Below are 19,382 nucleotides of genomic sequence, written 5' to 3'. Positions count from 1 at the left end.
GCTATAGATCTGAGCAGTTTGCATACAGTAATTAGATATGTTTATGTCTTTCCTTATTTCACTAATTTTTTCTATAAATTTTTCACGGTTTCCTTGTTCAATAACAAAACCCACATCTTCTGTAAGAATCTCGCCACTCCCACCAGTATTATATGTAATTACTGGTGTACCAGCAGCAAGTGCTTCAATATTAGTAGTTGGAAAATTATCTTGATAGGTAGGATTTATAAAAACATCAGCTTGTTGATATAATTGAATTAACTGTTCAAGATTATCTGTTCTATCAATGTGTGAAATATTAGCAGGTAGTGTTCTGCCAACTTTTCCAACGATAATAAAATGGTATTTTCTTTCATCTAACTTTTCAGCAAAATAAATAATGTCTTCAAGTCCTTTTCTTTTCTCCCATATATTTGCGACAGCCAAAACTTCTTTTTTATTTCCTTTTTTTATCCCAGTTTTTTGTTCAGTTTTCTCGAATTTTTCCAAATTTATTCCATTATTGATTGTAATCACTTGGTAATCTTTTAAGAAAGACATTTTTACCATTTTATTTAACCAATTAGATGGAGTCACAATCGTAAGATTATCAACATTACTAAATAGGCGTTTTTTTCTTTCAAAATTATAATAAGAACGGTTTATAAAAGATTTCGGATAAGCATATCTTTCAGCAAAATTGGAATTTTTATTAGGTAATGTCCCATTCTTATCATATTCAATATAGGCAGCATGTCCTGAAAAAGCCCATGAATCGTGAAATGTCCAAACTATAGGTATTTTACTTTTCTTTAAAAAATTAAACAAAATTTGAACATTTAAATAATACCCGTGAATATTATGCAAATGTATAACATCAGGCTTATACATAATAATAAATGAAATAAATTTTTTAGTTGCTCTTCTTGAAGCAAATCCATGATTATCAAATAAACGAGTCTCTAATACGTGCCAATAGTTATCAAACTTATTCCCAATTTTGTAAGTATTAATTTCTTCCGATGCATCTCCTCTGCCGTAAGCAATACAGCACTCATGGCCTTCTTTTGATAATTCTTCATATAAATCTGTACAAATCCTACCAGTACTGCCCACTCCACAAACTGAATTTATCATTAAGATTTTCATCTTCCCCACACCACTCTATTCACATAGTCTGTATAAGAAAGGATGATACGCAATACTTTTTCCGAAACATTTGGCATTGAATAATCTGCGACGTGTCGCAAAGTATCTTTTTGCTGTGTTTTCAATACTTCCAGTCCTTGCATGATTCTTTCTTTTTCTAATCCTACCATCATGACACTTGCTTCTTCCATTGCTTCTGGTCGTTCATGTGCTTGACGGATGTTTAATGCTTTGAAGTTCAAAATGGAAGATTCTTCGCTAATCGTTCCGCTGTCGCTTAGTACAGCTTTTGCATTGATTTGCAATTTATTGTAATCATTGAACCCCATTGGTTTCATTGTTTGGATCAGCTCATGGAATTTGATTCCTTTTGCTTCGATCATCTTCATTGTTCGCGGATGCGTACTGATGATGATTGGCAATTGGTAAGTTTCAGCGATTGTATTCAAGCTATCTACCAAGTGTAAGAAATTTGTTTCTGAGCTGATATTTTCTTCGCGGTGAGCAGAAACAACAAAATATTGTCCTTCTTTCAACCCTAAGCGATTAAGGACATCGGAATGTTGGATGTCATCTTTTCTTGAATTGAGAACTTCAAACATCGGACTTCCTGTTTTGATTACACGATCAGCTGGTAATCCTTCACGTAAGAGATATTCTCTCGCGATATCGCTATAGGTTAGATTAATATCAGCTGTATGATCAACAATTTTACGATTTGTTTCTTCCGGTACTCGTTGGTCGAAACAGCGATTTCCTGCCTCCATATGAAAAATAGGAATATGGCGACGTTTGGCTGCAATTGCACATAAACAGCTATTTGTATCCCCTAATACTAAGAATGCATCTGGTTTTACTTCTTCCAAAATTGGATCGATCTTGATCAAAATATTTCCAACTGTTTCAATAGCTGTGCCAGTTGCTGCATTTAGAAAATAATCGGGTTTCTTTAGCTTGAAGTCTTCGAAGAATACTTCATTTAGCTCATAGTCATAGTTTTGGCCGGTGTGTACTAGAATATGTTCGATTGCTTCTGATTGATCCAGTCGGTTGATAACAGCAGACAAACGAATGATTTCTGGTCGAGTTCCTACTACTGTCATCACTTTTAATTTTTTCATTGATTAAACCTCCACATAATAAGTATCAGGATGTTCTGGATCAAATGGCTCATTTACCCACATCACTGTCACCATATCCGTTGATCCCAGATTCTCGATATTGTGCGTATAACCTACTGGAATATCAACTACTTCCAATTTTTCTCCTGAAACAAAATACTCGATTATTTCATTTGAGTCTACTTTTCTAAAACGGATTACACCTTCTCCGCTTACTACTAAGAATTTTTCATTTTTTGTATGATGCCAATGGTTTCCTTTAGTGATTCCCGGTTTGGAAATATTGACAGATACTTGCCCCCGGTCTTTTGTTCTTAAAAATTCAGTAAACGATCCTCGATTGTCTACGTTCATTTTTAGAAAATAAGAAAATTCGTCTTCTGGTAAGAAGCTTAAGTACGTACTGTACAGATTTTTTTCTACTCTTCTCGCAAGATTAGGAACACTCAAATTCGTTCGACTATTTTTGAAAGATGTAATTAGTTCTTTTAATTCGCCGACCGTTACTTCATCCGTTTCACGAACAGCACAATACCCATTTTCTGTATAAGGTTGTCCATTCAGACAATGGAGTAGTTCCTTCACGACATCATCGATATAACAAAGCTCTATGACAGCAGACGGATCATTTACCGTAACTTCTTCGTCCCTTGCGATTTTGTAACAAAATGTGGCTACAACTGTATTATAATTTGGTTGCGACCACTTACCGTATAAGTTTGAGAAGCGATAAATATATACAGGTGCTCCTGTTTCTTTTTGGTATTTCTTTAATAGATCTTCTCCGGCTTTTTTGCTCTTGCCATAAGAATTATTAAGTTCTGCTTGGATAGAAGAGGAAATCATAACAGGACATGTATTGCCATGCTCTTTTAGTTTTTCTAGCAATTCTGAAGTAAAACCAAAATTTCCTGTCATGAATTCAGCATCGTCTTTTGGTCTGTTCACTCCAGCTAAATGAAAAACAAAGTCTGCTTTTTCACAATATTCATCCAATAAATGTACAGGCGTATCTCTATCAAAACTAAGAATGTCTGTGAATCCTTCATTTTTTAATTCAGCAACTAAATTTTTTCCAATAAAACCATTTGACCCAGTTACTAAAATATTCATTGACTTTGCCACTCTTTCAATTCTTTTCTTACATAGTCCAGTTCAAGAAGTCTTTCTTTGATTTGTTCTACAGATAAACGTTGTGTATTATCTGAATTGTATTCTCCTTCTTGTGTCAGCTCTTTGCTTCCTTCAACGAAATACTTGTCATAATTCAAATCACGTGTGTCTGCAGGGACACGGTAGAAATCACCCATATCTTGAGCAACTAAGTATTCTTCTTTTGTCAGTAGTGTTTCATAACGCTTTTCGCCATGTCGTGTTCCGATAATATGAATCTCATTGTCTACATGGAATAATTCTTTGACTGCTTGTGCTAGGTCGCCAACAGTAGAAGCTGGTGATTTTTGAACCATGATATCCCCTGCTTTTGCGTTTTGGAAAGCAAAAACAACCAATTCTACAGCTTCTTCCAAACTCATCAAAAATCTTGTCATGCCAGGATCTGTCACTGTTAATGGTTTACCACTTTTTATTTGGTCAATGAATAATGGAATAACTGATCCTCTAGAAGCCATTACATTTCCATAGCGTGTGCCACAAATCATCGTGCGTTCGTCAGTAACGGTTCTTGCTTTAGCAACAAACACTTTTTCCATCATAGCCTTGGAAATCCCCATAGCATTGATTGGATACGCAGCTTTATCAGTAGACAAGCAAATAACTTTTTGAATCCCCATTTCGATTGCTGCAGTTACGACATTATCCGTTCCCATGATATTTGTTTTTACAGCTTCCATTGGGAAAAATTCGCAAGAAGGTACTTGTTTAAGCGCTGCTGCATGGAAAACATAATCAACGCCATACATCGCATTTTTGACACTGTTGATGTCCCGAACATCTCCAATGTAAAATTTCAATTTGTCGTTGTTGTATTTCTTCCGCATATCGTCTTGTTTTTTCTCGTCACGAGAAAAGATACGTATTTCTTTGATATCTGAATCTAAAAAACGTTTCATCACTGCGTTCCCAAAAGAACCAGTGCCGCCTGTGATTAATAAAATTTTATCTTTGAACATTACTATTCCTCCAAGACTGAATTAACTAATTTGACATATTTTTCTAATTGTAAATCTTTCGTATATAAATTATTAAACATTTTCTGAACATTTTTATTCATCTTAACTAATTGTGTTTCATCTTTGACAATTGATAATAACCATTCTATCAGAGGTTCTGTTTCTCCATTCTCAACAGCTAAACCTGCATTATTCTTGCAAATCTCTTTTGATATGTCAGTATTTTTATCCATTATAGCAATAACAGGTTTACCTGATTGATAGTAACTGTAGGTTTTACTTGGAACTGCCAATCCTGCAATATTTTTTTCAAGAGAAACCATAAATATATCCGTAATATTTAGCGCATCTTCAAAATCACTACCACTTAGATAATCAAAAATTATACTGTTAGATAATTGTTTTTGTTGAATTAAACTTTCTATCTCTTCTCTTTTATTACCATGCCCAGCAAACAGAAAACAAATATTTTCTTCCTTTATACGTTGATCATTTATTAGTTTTAAAATCGTATTGATATCTTGAGCAGTTCCCATATTCCCAAAATATGAAACAATTAGTTTGTACTTTTTTCTGAGATTCTTAAAATCTATTGACTGCACTTCAGAAAAGTGGAGCTCTTCAGTCGCCCAGTTATGGATAACACTCACTTTTTTAGCGTCAACACCACGATTATTTAAAATATAATTTTTCATATCCTCTGATAACGATACTACACGTGACACTTCTCGAAACAAATTCTTATTTATTTTTGACATCACCCTAGAGATAAAACTTTTATCACTAACGGCATTCATATTTACTGCAATCTCAGGATATAAGTCATAAGTCACAAAAATAATTTTACATTTGAATAGTTTTCTTGCCAATAATGTCACCAAAGGCAGAATAGGTGGATTAGAATAGACTATAATGACTTTATACTTCTTGCATTTCAAAATGTTCATTAACATCATAAAGGTAAAAGAGAAATAATTAACGATTCTACCAAAAAAATTACTTCTGCTAAGCTGTAAGTATTTCTTTCTATATATATTTATACCGTCAACCGTTTCATGTAATGGAACTTTACTATTATCTTTAATGTATTCTTTCGGAAAACCGCATAATACATCTACACTTAGTCCAGAATCCTTTAATGCTTCTGCTGTCTGAAAGGGTAAAAGAGCAGATGATATATATTCAGGATAGAAGAATTGACACATAAACAAAACATCTTTTTTCACTTTTCTGACTCCTCTATGCTTCGAACAAAGTCTTTTTCTTGATATTCCAAACGAATCGTATCGTAAATAGAGCCTGGATATCCAACGACTGTTTCATCGTAAGATAAGTTTCCAAATATTTTCCTTAATATACCTATATTTTTACCTAACGTAGTTAGCATTGAATTAAATCCTGACACAAGGTATATTCGTCTTTTGTGGACCCGCCCAATTTCAGCTACCATCTCTGAAGTATTCACTAATTCTCCATTTTGTGGATGAAAAGTACCAGCTAAATTAGAATCAATCACTAACTTTATGAATGCATTTAAATTGTCTATATACAACATGCTTCTTTTGTTATCAACCTTTGGAAAAAAAGAGATTCTTTGCGCTAACTTTGATAGTTTTGAATAATTTCCTTTTGCATATGGTCCATATATCATTGGAGGTCTTATAATAAGTACTTTAAACTCTGGAGTATTTAATTTAACAATTGATTTTTCTGCTTCTAACTTAGATCTACCATAATCAGTTATTGGACTAGGAACCGTTTTGCTAGATATTATCCCTTCTTCTAAACCATAAACAGCCATCGTACTAAAGAAAATAAATTGTTTGACATGTTCTTGTTTTGCTTTTTCAGCAAGTTCAATTGCTAAGTCTCTATTTATGTGATAATAAATTTCCGGAGATACATCTTTTTTATGAACAATTGCTGCTAAATGTATCATCGTATCATATCCCGAAAAGTCATGTTCTCGCCACGCGTCACCTCGTACACTTAGTGTGTCGATTTGATACTCGTCTTGAAATTGTGTCATCCATTGTTTGAAGGATGTACCAATATAGCTGTTTGCACCAGTAATCAGGATCTTTTTCATTTTACATCCTCCTTTTTCACCGAACCAGTCCCGCCTTCGACAACGCCGTCGCTTTTAAAGACGGAGATTATAGTTCCAAAAAAGCATTTTAGATCCATTATTGGCGTGATATTTGCTGTGTACTGTCCGTCTAAACGTGCTTTGTAGTCGATCTCTAATTCATCCCGTCCACTGATCTGTGCGAGACCTGTTAGTCCTGGACGGATATCATTTGCGTGGTACTTGTCTCGTTCTTCAATCAAATCATATTGGTTCCATAGCGCTGGGCGTGGTCCGATGACTGCCATGTCCCCTTTTAATATATTAAATAATTGCGGTAGTTCATCCAGACTTGTTTTTCTAAGGAATTTTCCTACTCGTGTAATAAAAAAGTCAGGATTTGATAACAAATGAGTTGGTGTCTCTTGAGGCGTATCTACTTTCATTGTTCGGAATTTATAAATATAAAAATGGGATTTGTTTTTTCCTACCCGTTTTTGTTTAAAGATGACTGGACCTTTTGAATCGATTTTGATAGCTATACATAGAATCAAAAAGATCGGTGACAATACGATGATACCCACTAAAGATAATAAAAAATCTATCCCTCTTTTTAAACCGTCTTTATACACTTTACTCCCCCTACTTATTCGAAGCATTTGCAAAAGTGACGATCTCTTTAGCCAATTGTTCGTCGTCTTGCGGCAAGCTGTTGACGAATTCCATCACTGTTTGCATGGAGTAACCTTTGATGTTTCCCACAAAGATCTTCTCGTAAACTGCTTCATCGTTTCTTTCCTTATCTAACAATAGTTCTTCATATAGTTTTTCCCCTGGACGGATACCTGTTTCAATGATTTCGATCTCGTCTTCGCTATATCCGCTCAATCGGATCATATTTTTGGCTAGATCTACGATTTTCACTGGTTCGCTCATGTCTAAAATAAAGATTTCGCCGCCTTTTGCTAATGCGCCAGATTGAATAACTAAACGACTCGCTTCAGGAATCGTCATGAAGTATCGGGTCATACGAAAGTCTGTTACAGTGATTGGACCACCTTGAGCAATTTGTTCTCTGAATACTGGAATCACACTACCGCGAGAACCAAGGACATTCCCAAATCTGACAGCTGAGAATTTCGTACAGCCTTCTTCATTCAATCCAGTCACAATCATTTCAGCGATTCGTTTTGTTGAACCCATGACATTTGGAGGATTGTTAGCTTTATCTGTCGATACCATGACGAAGTTTTTTACTTTCGCTGCTTTGGCTGCTTCTGCTACATTTTTTGTACCAAAAATATTGTTTTTGACTGCTTCTTTTGGGTTGTATTCCATCAATGGTACATGCTTATGAGCGGCTGCATGGTAGACGATATCTGGATGATATTGTTCCATGATTTCATTGATTTTCTCGCGATCTTGGATATCTGCGATGATCGGTACAATTTCTGTAGGACAATTTTGATGATGTGTGCGTAACTCACGGTCAATCAAGTAGATCGAGTTCTCCCCATGTCCTAAAAGCAATAGCTTTGCAGGATTGAATTGAATGATTTGCCGACAGATTTCTGAACCGATCGATCCTCCTGCGCCGGTGACAAGAATGACTTTGTCTGTGATCTGATCTTTGATGGATTCAATATCCAACTCTACCTCATCTCTTCCCAGTAAATCCACTACGTCAATTGTTTTTAATTTTGATACGCTAATTTTCCCTGAAGCAAGTTCTTCTATAGAAGGCATCGTATTGACTTTCACATGAGCGGATTCGACTAACTCGAAGATTCTTCGTAATTTTTTTCTTGATAAGGAAGGGATAGCGATCGTTACCATTTGAATGTCATATTTTTCAATCAATTCCGGAATATCTTTTAATGCACCTAATACTTTTTTTCCTGAAAGATACGTATTTCTTTTATTCGGATCATCATCTACAAACCCGACAACGTGGATATCTTGAGCTGTTTTGGATCCAAGAAAGCTGTTGTATAAAATACGCCCGCCTTCGCCAGCACCAACGATCAAGGTATTTTTAGCAGAATCTGCTGATACATATCTCATATTTTTTGTTTCGATGTAGATACGCCAGATCAATCGGCTACCGATGATCAATAAGAGCGAAAGCAGATAAGCAAAGATAACTAACCGTAAACTGTATCGCCGATTAATGAACAGCAGTATGAGGATACTTGAGGCAGCACTTGCAGATAGTGAACTAAAAATTGCAATGATCTCTCTTAAATTTGTATAGCGATTGATCCGAGTGAAAACTTTGAATAAACTACCATAAAATAAATAAAAACCAATCGACAAACCGATAGAGATTAAAATAAGGTCCATTGATATAGATACAAACGGCTTCATGAATTTAGCTGCTGCAATATTTGCAGCGATTAATAACAAGCTGTCCACAACAACCAATGTGGCAATTTTTCTTCTTCTTGTTAATATAAACACTTTTTAACTCCCCCTAAAATAAACCAAACTTCTTCTTTTTTACCTCTTCATAGACTGGATAACTGATCTCATCCCCGTTGATCAGGTCCTTTGCGACTTGTTTCATCTGTACTACTTTTTCCTTACCAAAGTCCTTGGCGATTTGCTCATAACATTCTTTTAAGTAAAAGGTACGTTTAGAGACACCATGGGCATCGGAAGCAGCCATTTGCACGAGGTTATGTTTGACCATCGTTTTGGCTGTTTTCTGGATTTCTTTGCCAAATACACCGACATAACTTGGTGCGGTGAGTTGGGCCAAGCATCCCATATCTAGGAATGGCAGCAAATGATTCGGGTCTTTGCGAAAATGCGCGTTGCGTTCTGGATGGACGATCACTGGTGTCTTTCCTAGTTGTAACAACTCAAAAAAGAGCCGTTCTGCATATAATGGCACTTCCAGTGTCGGAAATTCGATTAGAAGATATGTATCATCTAAATCTGTAAATAAAATTTCATCTCGGTGGATGTCTTCAATCAGTGTTCCGGTAATACGTACTTCTTGTCCTTCCAATAACGTCAAAGGCAATTGTCTTTTCTCTAATTCTGCTTGTAACGAAGCGACTAGAGAAATGACTTGTGATTTTTCATTGCTGTATTTTCCATTATTGTGATGGGGTGTGCATAAAATATGTGTGATCCCTTGTTGAATCGCTTTTTCAGCCATGGCGATACTGGCATCTAAGTTTTCTGCTCCGTCATCGATTCCTGGCAGGATATGGCAATGTAGATCGATCATTTCTCTTGTCTCCTCTCTTTTTATTTCTTAATTCCCGTAGTAATAGCCAGCATCTTTGCTGTGTTCTGCCCCATTGTATACAACACCAAGGACTCGCGCTTGTACCATATCTAACAGTTCTTTTGCTTTAGTCAATGATTCTTTTCGTGACGTATTTTCACGTACGACCAATAAGGTGCCATCCGTTTTTGAAGACATTATCTGTGCATCTGTTACGGCAACGACTGGCGGCATGTCGAAGATCACTACATCAAATAGTTGTCTTGCTTCTGCTAAAATTTGATCCATTCTTGGCGAGCTTAGTAACTCTGATGGATTTGGTGGTTTAGGTCCACTTGGCAGAATCGACAAATTGTCGACTGGTGTTCGTTGGATCTCATCTGCTACACTTCCTGATGAACTAAGGACAGTACTTAATCCGCTTGCGTTGTTCAACTTGAACGTTTTATAGATGACGGGCTTACGTAAGTCTGCATCGACTAGCAGCACCCGTTGACCGGATTTGGCAAAAACAACGGCAATGTTTGCTGCAGTGGTCGATTTCCCTTCTTCAGGTCCTGATGAAGTCACAACAATCGTTTTGATTTGCTGACCAGCTGCGGAGGCAAACTGGATATTCGTCCGAATCGTACGATATTGTTCAGCGATTGGTGAAGAGGGATTGGTGAGTGTGACCAAACTGACTGCATGAGTTTGGGTTGCTTTTTGTTTCTGTGTTCGTGCCATTTTTCTTTCCTCCTAGACTCTTGAGCGGCTTCTGCGTGATGGCGCTGTTTTATCGTTTGTAGCTTTTGGTTGTGTCGGAGCTGGTCCTTTTTTACGGATACCAGCATTCAATTCTTTCGCTGACATTTCTGGTACAGTCCCTAAGATTGGGAAGCCTAATGTATCCGTCACATATTTTTCATCTTTTACTGTCCGGTCAAGTAATTCAAATAAGAAAGCTAGACCTACACCTACCATCATTCCTAACACTAAGCCAATCACTAGATTCAATTTATTATTTGGCGAAACAGGTGTCGTATTGGCAACTGCACCTGAGATGATCGAGATTTTATCGACATTCATCACATCTTTGGCGTTCTCTTGGAATACTTGTGACGTTGTATTAGCGATTTGTTGAGCCGTCACTGCATTTGTGCTTGTTGCTTGGATCGAGAACATTTGTGAATTTTGTGACTGATTGACGGAGATGGCATCTTTGATTTGTCCAGCAGTCATTTTCACATTGTCTTCTGTTTCTAAACGATCTTTGACTTCATTTAGTACTAGATCACTGACGATCATATCCTTATACGTATTGATCATTTGCAGGTTCGTATTGACATCATTGACATTTGCAGTATCTGATTGTGGCAGTGTCACGATCAATTGGGCTTGTGAGCTGTATTTTGGCGTCAAGATGAAAAACGTCACGATGCCTGAGATGGCCAAGCCAGCAAACATTGAGATGAGGATTGTTATCACGTGTTTGCGTAATGTTTCAAAAATTTCTTTCAAGCTGATTGTCTCTTCCATTTTTTCTCCACTTTCCTATTTATTCTCTAGATTCATTTGATCTTTTAATTCTTTTTTCACACGGTCAAGTTCTTGATCGCTGACTTTTTGGTATGAGATATTGTCTTGCATGAAGCCCTCTCCTTGCAGCTGATCTTGCTTGATCGTACCAAATGCATCCCGATAATCTAAAGCGATTTTTTTCATTTCATCAAAGCTCATGTCTGTTTTCATATTCGACTCTAGAGCATTCAAAACGGATTGATAGTTGCTTACACCGTTCAGACTCAATACTTTTTTCGCTACACCTTCTACGATCTTTCTTTGACGCTCTTGTCTACCATAGTCACCGTTTGGATCTTCATAACGCATACGAGAATAAGATAATGCCTGATCCCCGTTCAATGTGATTTTACCGATCGTAAAATCATAGCCATCTTGTGAGAAGGTGAGGTCATTATTGACTTCGATACCACCAACTGCATCAACGAGTTCTTTTAGACCTTTCATATTGATTGAAACATAGTGGTCGATTGGGATGTCTACATATTTTTGTACGGTATCCATTGCCATGGCAGCTCCGCCGAATGCGTAAGCGTGGTTGATCTTGTCTTTTGTGTCATGACCAACGATGTCGACATACGTATCCCGAGGAATGCTGACAATCGTTGTCTGTTTATCTTCAGGACTGACTGTGGCAACCATCATCGTATCTGATCGTCCTTGATCGACCCGTCCTAAATCTCCCGTATCGATCCCCATCAATAGGACAGAGAAGGATTCTTGTTTGTCCAGATCAACTGGTTTTGTTCGTTCTCCTTGGGTTCGTTCCACTGATTCGTAAGTTTTTTCAATAGAATGTGAGAGATCTAGATATAATTTTGCTCCTACTCCTACGATTGCTAATACTAGTACGACAAGAATTGCTAAAATAATTAGAAATATCTTTTTCCCTCTTGATTTTCTTCTTCGTTTTGCCATAGTTTCCTCCGTTTGCTAGCCTTGCTTGAATTCTCGCTTATTAATAGCTCGTATTGCTATAGCCCATTTGCTGAGCGACTGTTTCTGCTTTTGACGCGTATGCGGCTCTTATTTTTTCATTCCGGATCTGTTCGATGAGACTGAGTGCGGTCAAATATTGATCATAAGTAGCAGTAGTTGTTACTTGTCCGTCTTTCAGCATCGTATCGAATAGCTGATCTAGTTGCGTGACTTGTGCAATTTGGGTATCAGCGAATCCTAGATATTGCATAACGACCGTTTTCCAAGCACTATCCTTAAAAAAGCTCATATTTTCACGTATATGGGCGACATCTGCACTTGCTAACTTTTCTTTGATGATGACATCATCCACAGCTTGCTGCCAGTTTGATACGTTTTTAGTAAATAATTTATTGACAGCCGTCTGGATCTTCAGTTTTGATTCTGCATCCTCTAACTGCGTTAAGATTGCTTTCTTTTCTTCTTGGATCGCAGCAGCTTCTTTAGGTAATTCTGATTCCTTGATGTCATAATCATCTGCCGAAAGTTTGATAGAAGATAGTTTATGTGACAAATTTGAAACTGTTTCTTCTGTTATTTCAGGATTTAGGAAAATTTTTTCTTTTGTACTGTACAGCTTATCTACTTCTTTTGATAAAGAGGTCACGGTGTCTTTTTGATTGGTGATGGCAGATTCTGCGTAATTGATCCGTTGATGATGTTGCCGCTGATTATTGAGATGGTATCCAAACAAGCAAATCACAATAGCGCCTGTGCCTACCGCCACAGTAGCCAATAACTTGACGAACGGCTTTTCCATAGATTCACTCCTAAATATTGATGATAGATAAATAAAGATGTGATTCATTCACATCAGAATGAGCGCTTTTTATTTTAAAAGCATAATTAAACTAATATATTCATAGAAATATTTATAAACGGGTTTTCCCTATATAATCATACCACAAACAGTTTTCTTGACTAGGGAAATTTCTAATTTAAAAGTAAATAAAACAATAACAAGATTGTTATTACAGCTATTTATATTTATAACAAAAAAACAGAGACACAGCACGTTTCGTGCATGCTCTCTGTTTTTCAAACAAAAGACTATTTTGTGATGATTTGATCCAAGCTTGCTAATGACAAAGCCATGGCAGCTATTTGACTAAGTTGTGTTAGTCGGTTCTTACGTACTGCTGGTTCATCAGCCATGACCATCGTTTGATCAAAATAATTTTCGATCAGTGGACGAAGAGCGACAAGCTGGTCGTAGTTTTCGTGGATCGTTTGGTCAGCAAAACTTGCTTTCATTGCTTCTACTGCTTTGTGTAATTCTTTCTCTGCGTCGTTTTCGAACAGCTCAGGGTCTACTTCTGATTGTTTTTCAAGCTGCGCTTTTTTCGCTAAGTTCACGACACGTGTCAAAGCTTCCATTGAAGGTTTGAAGTCTTCATCTGCAAGATGTTGTTTGAACAATTGTGCTGCTGCAAATACTTTTGTCAGATCTTTTTGTTCCGCATTCAAAACAGCATCGATGACATCATGACGAATATTCTTCGTTGTCAATAATTGGCGCAGACGACCTTTGATAAAGTCGATCACTTGTTGTTGCCCTTCTGATAAACCAATACCGAAACGATCCGTATCTTTACTGATAACATCACTAATCGTTTCTTGCAGAACAGACAAAGGAAAGGCCCATTTTTTCGACTCGATGATCCGAACGACACCGTATGCTTGGCGACGTAAGGCATAAGGATCGTTTGAACCGCTTGGAATCATCCCAACAGCAAAGAAAGAAAAGATGCTATCTAATTTATCTGCAATCGCTAAAACAGAACCTACTGTAGACTGAGGTAGCTCTCCTTCACTGGATATAGGCATGTAATGCTCACGAATCGCTGTCGCTACAGCAGGTTTCTCGCCTTTCAGCAGAGCATATTTTTCGCCCATGATCCCTTGTAGTTCAGGAAATTCCCCTACCATGTTGGTTACTAGATCAAATTTATAGATTTCAGCAGCTCGTTGCAGATCCATCAATTCTTTATCAGATAGTCCTACTTGTTCGCCAATGATACGGGCAATGACTTGTACCCGTTGCATTTTCTCATAGATACTACCGATTTTTTCATGGAAAGTAACAGTTTTTAGTTTTTCAACGTATTGGTCGATTGAAGCTTTCTTGTCTTCATTATAAAAGAATTCCGCATCTTCTAAACGAGCCGTCAATACTTTTTGATTGCCTCGAACCACATTTTCCAATTTTACCCGATCACCATTACGAGCAGAAATAAAATGAGGAAGCAGCATACCTTGATCATTCCGTACCTCGAAATAACGTTGATGTTCTTTCATAGAAGTGACTAGTACTTCTTCAGGAACAGAAAGATATTTTTCTTCGAAGTCGCCAGAAAAGACAGTTGGATATTCGACTAAATTGTTGACTTCTTCTAGTAAATCTTCGTCTAGATCAATAACCCAATGATTTTTTTCGGCTAATTCATTGGCTTGTGTAACGATCATTTCTTGTCTTTTTTGCGGAGACGCAATGACGAATTGTTCATTCAATTTTTCTTCATATTCTTTTGCATGCGCAAATGTCACATCTTCGCCTAAGAAACGATGACCTCGAGAGGCTCTGCCTGTTTTGACATCCAAGATTTCGAATGGGATTACTTCGTCATCTAACAATGCCACGATCCAGTGAATAGGGCGGATATATTCAAAATCGTATTCTGCCCAATGCATCGTTACAGGGAAAGTCAGGCTTTTAATGACATCTGCTAAACCTGTCAATACTTCTTTGGATTCCTTACCATGAGTGTATTTCGTTACATAGACATATTCCACACCTTTTAATTCTCTAAAAGTGATAGCGTCTGTCGTCAGACCTTGTCCGCGGACAAATCCTTCCGCTGCTTTCGTCCAGTTTCCATCTGCGTCCAAAGCAATTTTTTTGGCTGGTCCTTTGACTTCTTCTTCACTGTCCGCTTGTCGTTCTGGAATATTTGTTACTTTGATTGCTAAACGGCGCGGTGTGGAAAATGTTTCGATCGTATCATAAGTCAATTGGTTTTCATCTAAAAATTTTGCTGTTTTTTCTTCTAATTGTTTCATGCTTGGTGTGACAACATGGGCAGGCATTTCTTCCAGCCCGATTTCAAGTAATAAGTCTTTTGCCATCTTATTCAGCCTCCTTCACGGTTTCTGGATTTGCTGTGTTTTTATTCAACAAAGGGAATCCTAATTTTTCGCGTTCTGCCACAAAGATTTTGGCTACAGCACGAGCCATGTTGCGGATGCGAGAAAGATAACCGGCACGCTCTGTTACGGATACTGCACCGCGGGCATCTAATAAGTTGAATGTATGGCTGCATTTCAAGATATAATCATACGCCGGATGAACAAGATTTTCATCGATACAGCGTTTTGCTTCTTTTTCAAAACGATCAAAGTTGCTTAGTAGCAAGTCTTGGTCGCTTACTTCAAAAGAATATTTGGAATGTTCATATTCTGGTTGTTTGAAGATCTCGCCATATTTCACGCCATCAGCCCATTCTAAATCATAGACACTTTCAACTTCTTGGATATAAGAAGCAAGACGTTCTAATCCATAAGTGATCTCAGAAGTGACTGGTTTACAAGGCAGTCCACCAACTTGTTGGAAGTACGTGAACTGTGTGATTTCCATTCCGTCAAGCCATACTTCCCAACCCACACCGGCACAGCCCATGGATGGGTTCTCCCAGTTGTCTTCAACAAAACGGATGTCGTGTTCTAATGGATCGATTCCTAAAAGGCGCAAGCTTTCTAAATAAAGCTCTTGGATATTCTCAGGTGAAGGTTTCATCACGACTTGGAATTGATGATGCTGATACAAACGGTTTGGGTTTTCACCATAACGTCCATCAGCTGGTCGGCGAGATGGCTCTACGTAAGCAGCATTCCATGGTTCTGGTCCGATTGCCCGTAAAAAGGTATATGGGCTCATCGTACCTGCTCCTTTTTCTGTGTCATACGCTTGCATCAGCATGCAGCCGTTTGATGACCAAAATTTTTGTAATGTTAAAATCATATCTTGGACGGTCAATTTTTTACTCATCTGTTTTGCCCCTTTCAATTTTAAAGCGTTGCTGTCAAATAAGAATACAGGAAAGAAAACGACAAAAAATCCCTATGTCTGATTACAGACATAGGGACGAATAATTCGCGGTTCCACCCTACTTCCGAATAAAGATTCGGCAGCTTCATTTATCGTACTCGCAAGTGCCTCTTCAAAAATCGTTTGGGTCCGGCTCCCACTCTCCCGAACTCGCTAAACCACGTGTTTTTTACTGATCTTGGTCAATGTACGTATTCATTTTGCAGTTTTCTTGTTTCTATAATAGATCCTCTCACTGAACGATCTATTTGATCTACGGTTAATAATAGACGGAACTCCCTGTGTTTGTCAAATGGTTTTGATTTTTTGTTGTATGTGTCATTTACTATTCTTCTTTTTCAGGTGTCTCTTTTTCAGACATGTCTTTCTCTGGCGTCTTTAATACGTGTGCCCAAGACTTCATTTGATCAATGAACTTTTTGCTTTTCAAATGGATACCGACATATTCATCATACAGCTGGTCGATGAGTTCACGGATTGCTTGTTTGGTTTCTTCTTTCAGATGGATTCCACTGATCTTATCATAAGAAATAGCTGAAAACATCCGAACGAAATAAACAGCTCGAGGATCTGCATGATAACGGTGATCGTCCATCGACCAGTGTCTTTCGCATATCACACCACCATATTTGGAAGAATAGTCAAATTTTCCTTTTGTTTCCCCGCATACGACGCAGTGTGTCCAGATTGGTGCAATTCCGAAGCGTTGCAGTATTTGGACTTCAAAAATATTCGTGATGATTTCTGCATCGTCTCCTTGGTCCATCCGTTGCAGTGCTTGTTGCGCAAACTGGAACAAATGAGGGTCGTACTGATGATCTTCGATTGCCGCATCTACTAGATTCAATAAATATGTGCCATAGCCGCTCAAAAAGATGTCTTCTTGGATGTGTCGAAACGCATGGACATCTTTGACACTGCTTAAAAATGACAGACCTTCACTTCGAAAATTCCCGATATAAACTGCTTCAGTAAAAGGGAGCAAAGCCGGAGCTAAGGGCTGATTTTGCCGATGGATCCCTTTGATATAAAACATCATTTTGCCAGAAGATTCTGTAAAGATTTTGACTAATTTATCTTTTTCTTTGTAATTACGGCTAGATAAAATCAAGCCTTTTGATTCTGCAAGCTGGCTCATATTCTCCCTCCTAAAAAATAAATCTGGAAAAGCAGATTCTGCCGATCCAGATCATTTATGTTGCGATCTTCCGCAGCTTTTCTCAACACGCGGATTTTTATCCAGTTTATTTCTATACCTAACTTACAAGAAGCTCAGAATATCAGTATTCGTCTTTTCGGTAGCCGAAGTCTTGCAGATAGACTTTTTTGTCTCGCCAGTCTTTTTGAACTTTGACCCAAAGTTCTAGAAAGACTTTGTCTCCTAAAAGATTTTCGATATCCTTTCTTGCTTTCGTTCCTACTTGCTTCAGCATTTTTCCGCCTTTGCCGATAATGATTCCTTTTTGGCTATCTCTCTCGACAATAATCGTAGCCTGGATATGGATTTTATCATTCTCGTTTCGCTTCATCGAATCAACAACGACTGCGACAGAATGAGGCACTTCGTCTCGTGTTAAAAACAAGACTTTCTCACGGATCAATTCAGAAACGATGAAGTATTCAGGATGATCAGTCACTTGATCATCTGGAAAATATTGTGGGCCCTCTGGCATTTCACTGACTAATACATCCATCAAACGTTCGACGTTGTTTCCTTCTGTAGCAGAGATTGGAATCACTTGTGCAAAGGGCATCTGCGTTGAATAATCTTCAATGATTCCCAACAACTCGTCTGGATGGATTTTATCGATTTTATTGATAATCAGATAAACAGGAGAATGCACGTTTTTTAGACGTTCAATAATAAAATCGTCTCCCCGACCGCGTTTTTGATCAGCGCTGATCATAAATAAGACCGCGTCCACTTCTTTCAACGCACTGTAAGCTGCTTCTACCATAAAATCTCCTAAACGATGCTTTGGTTTATGGATTCCTGGTGTGTCAATAAAAATCAACTGAGCTTCTGGTGTAGTATATACTCCTTGGATTTTATTTCTAGTTGTCTGTGCCTTATCACTCATGATGGCAATTTTTTGACCCACGATTCGATTCAATAAAGTGGATTTTCCTACATTCGGGCGGCCGACGATTGCGACAAACCCTGATTTATGTTCTGGCATATACGTTCTCCTTTTTAATTAAACAACAAATGATATATTTTAGGGACAAATAAAATCAACCCAACGATAACGGCAAAACAAGCGGTCACTAAAACTGCTCCAGCTGCCATATCTTTGATTTTTTTCCCAATCGGATGAAAATGAAAATCCGTAAACATGTCCACGACATTTTCAAAAACAGTATTGATGATCTCTACTATCCATACGAGAAAAACAGCTAAAAGCAGCCATAACCATTCTATCCGATCAAGTTGGAAAATCACGCCCATAAACAAAGCGAGGATTCCGAACGCAACATGTTTCCTCATGTTGCGTTCTTCCTCAAAAACGGTTTTGACTCCTTGGACGGCAAATTCCACGGACATCAGGAAATGTTTGTTTTTCTCTACGTTTTTATCTTTTAAGTCCATAGGCATCTAAGATCTCTTTCTGTAAACCAAACATTTCTTTCTCATCCTCTGGTGTCATATGGTCATACCCGTTGATATGCAAGAATCCATGAACCGCTAAAAAGCCAAGTTCCCGATCATACGAATGGCCGTAAGCTTCTGCTTGCTCTGCAGCACGTTCAGTAGAGATCATGATGTCTCCCAGTACACGAGGTAATGGATTCTCTCCATCTTCAAAAATCACTGGGATTTCGTCTTCGCCCTCTTCTTCCAAGGCAAAACTGATGACGTCTGTCGGTGCATCTTTTCCACGGTAATCACGATTGATTACTTGGATTGCTGCGTTGTCCATGAAAGTAACAGACATTTCTGTTTCTTCTGGCAACTCTAAATATGATGCTGCAAATTGCAACAAGTCGTCGATTTCTTTCATTTTCTCTTCTGATACTTGGTTTGTTTCATCCATGAAAGTAATATCCATTA

General features: G+C 37.8%; 19 protein-coding genes. All 19 read right to left on the bottom strand.

The genetic code is table 11. The annotated features are described in order from the left end of the window. Window positions 1-1,128: glycosyltransferase (locus A5849_RS05930; protein ID WP_086309991.1), on the bottom strand; the 1,128-nt coding region annotated here is incomplete at its 3' end. Further along, entirely contained in the window at window positions 1,125-2,249 is a 1,125-nt protein-coding gene (gene wecB / locus A5849_RS05925) for a non-hydrolyzing UDP-N-acetylglucosamine 2-epimerase (RefSeq protein WP_002333108.1), read from the bottom strand. The genes A5849_RS05930 and wecB, both read right to left, overlap by 4 nt. 3 nt (window positions 2,250-2,252) lie before the next feature. Beyond that, window positions 2,253-3,362 (bottom strand): capsular polysaccharide biosynthesis protein CapF, encoded by a 1,110-nt coding sequence (locus A5849_RS05920; protein WP_002333109.1) that lies wholly within the window; start codon window positions 3,360-3,362, stop codon window positions 2,253-2,255. Continuing rightward, entirely contained in the window at window positions 3,359-4,381 is a 1,023-nt protein-coding gene (locus tag A5849_RS05915; RefSeq protein WP_002348505.1) for a polysaccharide biosynthesis protein, read from the bottom strand. Before A5849_RS05915 ends, A5849_RS05920 begins: the two co-directional genes overlap by 4 nt. A 2-nt stretch (window positions 4,382-4,383) precedes the next feature. Next, window positions 4,384-5,607, bottom strand: a complete 1,224-nt coding sequence (locus A5849_RS05910; RefSeq protein WP_002348504.1) for a glycosyltransferase family 4 protein — start codon at window positions 5,605-5,607, stop codon at window positions 4,384-4,386. Further along, window positions 5,604-6,470 (bottom strand): NAD-dependent epimerase/dehydratase family protein, encoded by an 867-nt coding sequence (locus tag A5849_RS05905; protein ID WP_002348503.1) that lies wholly within the window; start codon window positions 6,468-6,470, stop codon window positions 5,604-5,606. Before A5849_RS05905 ends, A5849_RS05910 begins: the two co-directional genes overlap by 4 nt. After that, window positions 6,467-7,081: a sugar transferase gene (locus A5849_RS05900; RefSeq protein WP_002337313.1), complete on the bottom strand. Its 615-nt coding sequence runs from the start codon at window positions 7,079-7,081 to the stop codon at window positions 6,467-6,469. Before A5849_RS05900 ends, A5849_RS05905 begins: the two co-directional genes overlap by 4 nt. A gap of 10 nt (window positions 7,082-7,091) precedes the next feature. Then, complete coding sequence (locus tag A5849_RS05895) at window positions 7,092-8,909, bottom strand: nucleoside-diphosphate sugar epimerase/dehydratase (protein ID WP_086309990.1); 1,818 nt, start codon at window positions 8,907-8,909, stop codon at window positions 7,092-7,094. A gap of 13 nt (window positions 8,910-8,922) precedes the next feature. Then, window positions 8,923-9,687 carry a tyrosine-protein phosphatase gene (locus A5849_RS05890; RefSeq protein ID WP_002337445.1) on the bottom strand — a complete coding sequence of 255 codons (765 nt, stop codon included), beginning with the start codon at window positions 9,685-9,687 and terminating at the stop codon, window positions 8,923-8,925. Window positions 9,688-9,714: 27 nt separating this feature from the next. Beyond that, a complete protein-coding gene (locus tag A5849_RS05885) occupies window positions 9,715-10,413 on the bottom strand; it encodes a CpsD/CapB family tyrosine-protein kinase (protein ID WP_002348499.1) in 699 nt (232 codons plus the stop codon). Window positions 10,414-10,425: 12 nt separating this feature from the next. Beyond that, the gene (locus A5849_RS05880; RefSeq protein WP_002308654.1) at window positions 10,426-11,205 is read right to left on the bottom strand and encodes a YveK family protein; all 780 of its coding nucleotides are present in this window, start codon (window positions 11,203-11,205) and stop codon (window positions 10,426-10,428) included. Between the two features lie 15 nt (window positions 11,206-11,220). Then, entirely contained in the window at window positions 11,221-12,165 is a 945-nt protein-coding gene (locus A5849_RS05875; RefSeq protein ID WP_002308652.1) for an LCP family protein, read from the bottom strand. Between the two features lie 40 nt (window positions 12,166-12,205). Continuing rightward, the gene (locus tag A5849_RS05870; RefSeq protein WP_002348498.1) at window positions 12,206-12,985 is read right to left on the bottom strand and encodes a hypothetical protein; all 780 of its coding nucleotides are present in this window, start codon (window positions 12,983-12,985) and stop codon (window positions 12,206-12,208) included. Window positions 12,986-13,275: 290 nt separating this feature from the next. Further along, on the bottom strand, window positions 13,276-15,351 hold the full coding sequence (gene glyS, locus A5849_RS05865; protein WP_086309989.1) for a glycine--tRNA ligase subunit beta: 2,076 nt from the start codon (window positions 15,349-15,351) through the stop codon (window positions 13,276-13,278). A 1-nt stretch (window position 15,352) separates the two neighbouring features. After that, window positions 15,353-16,270, bottom strand: a complete 918-nt coding sequence (glyQ, locus tag A5849_RS05860) for a glycine--tRNA ligase subunit alpha (RefSeq protein WP_002305598.1) — start codon at window positions 16,268-16,270, stop codon at window positions 15,353-15,355. 385 nt (window positions 16,271-16,655) lie between these two features. After that, window positions 16,656-17,468, bottom strand: coding sequence for a DNA repair protein RecO (gene recO / locus A5849_RS05855; protein WP_002348495.1), 813 nt, complete (start codon window positions 17,466-17,468; stop codon window positions 16,656-16,658). Window positions 17,469-17,610: 142 nt separating this feature from the next. Beyond that, complete coding sequence (gene era / locus A5849_RS05850; protein ID WP_002288753.1) at window positions 17,611-18,510, bottom strand: GTPase Era; 900 nt, start codon at window positions 18,508-18,510, stop codon at window positions 17,611-17,613. 14 nt (window positions 18,511-18,524) lie between these two features. After that, window positions 18,525-18,920, bottom strand: coding sequence for a diacylglycerol kinase family protein (locus A5849_RS05845; RefSeq protein ID WP_002316408.1), 396 nt, complete (start codon window positions 18,918-18,920; stop codon window positions 18,525-18,527). Further along, on the bottom strand, window positions 18,904-19,380 hold the full coding sequence (gene ybeY / locus A5849_RS05840) for an rRNA maturation RNase YbeY (protein ID WP_002291700.1): 477 nt from the start codon (window positions 19,378-19,380) through the stop codon (window positions 18,904-18,906). Before ybeY ends, A5849_RS05845 begins: the two co-directional genes overlap by 17 nt. Window positions 19,381-19,382: the final 2 nt, after the last annotated feature.

Source organism: Enterococcus sp. 10F3_DIV0382, assembly GCF_002140245.1.
GTDB lineage: Bacteria > Bacillota > Bacilli > Lactobacillales > Enterococcaceae > Enterococcus_B > Enterococcus_B lactis.
This window is presented reverse-complemented; position numbering and strand designations above follow the sequence as displayed.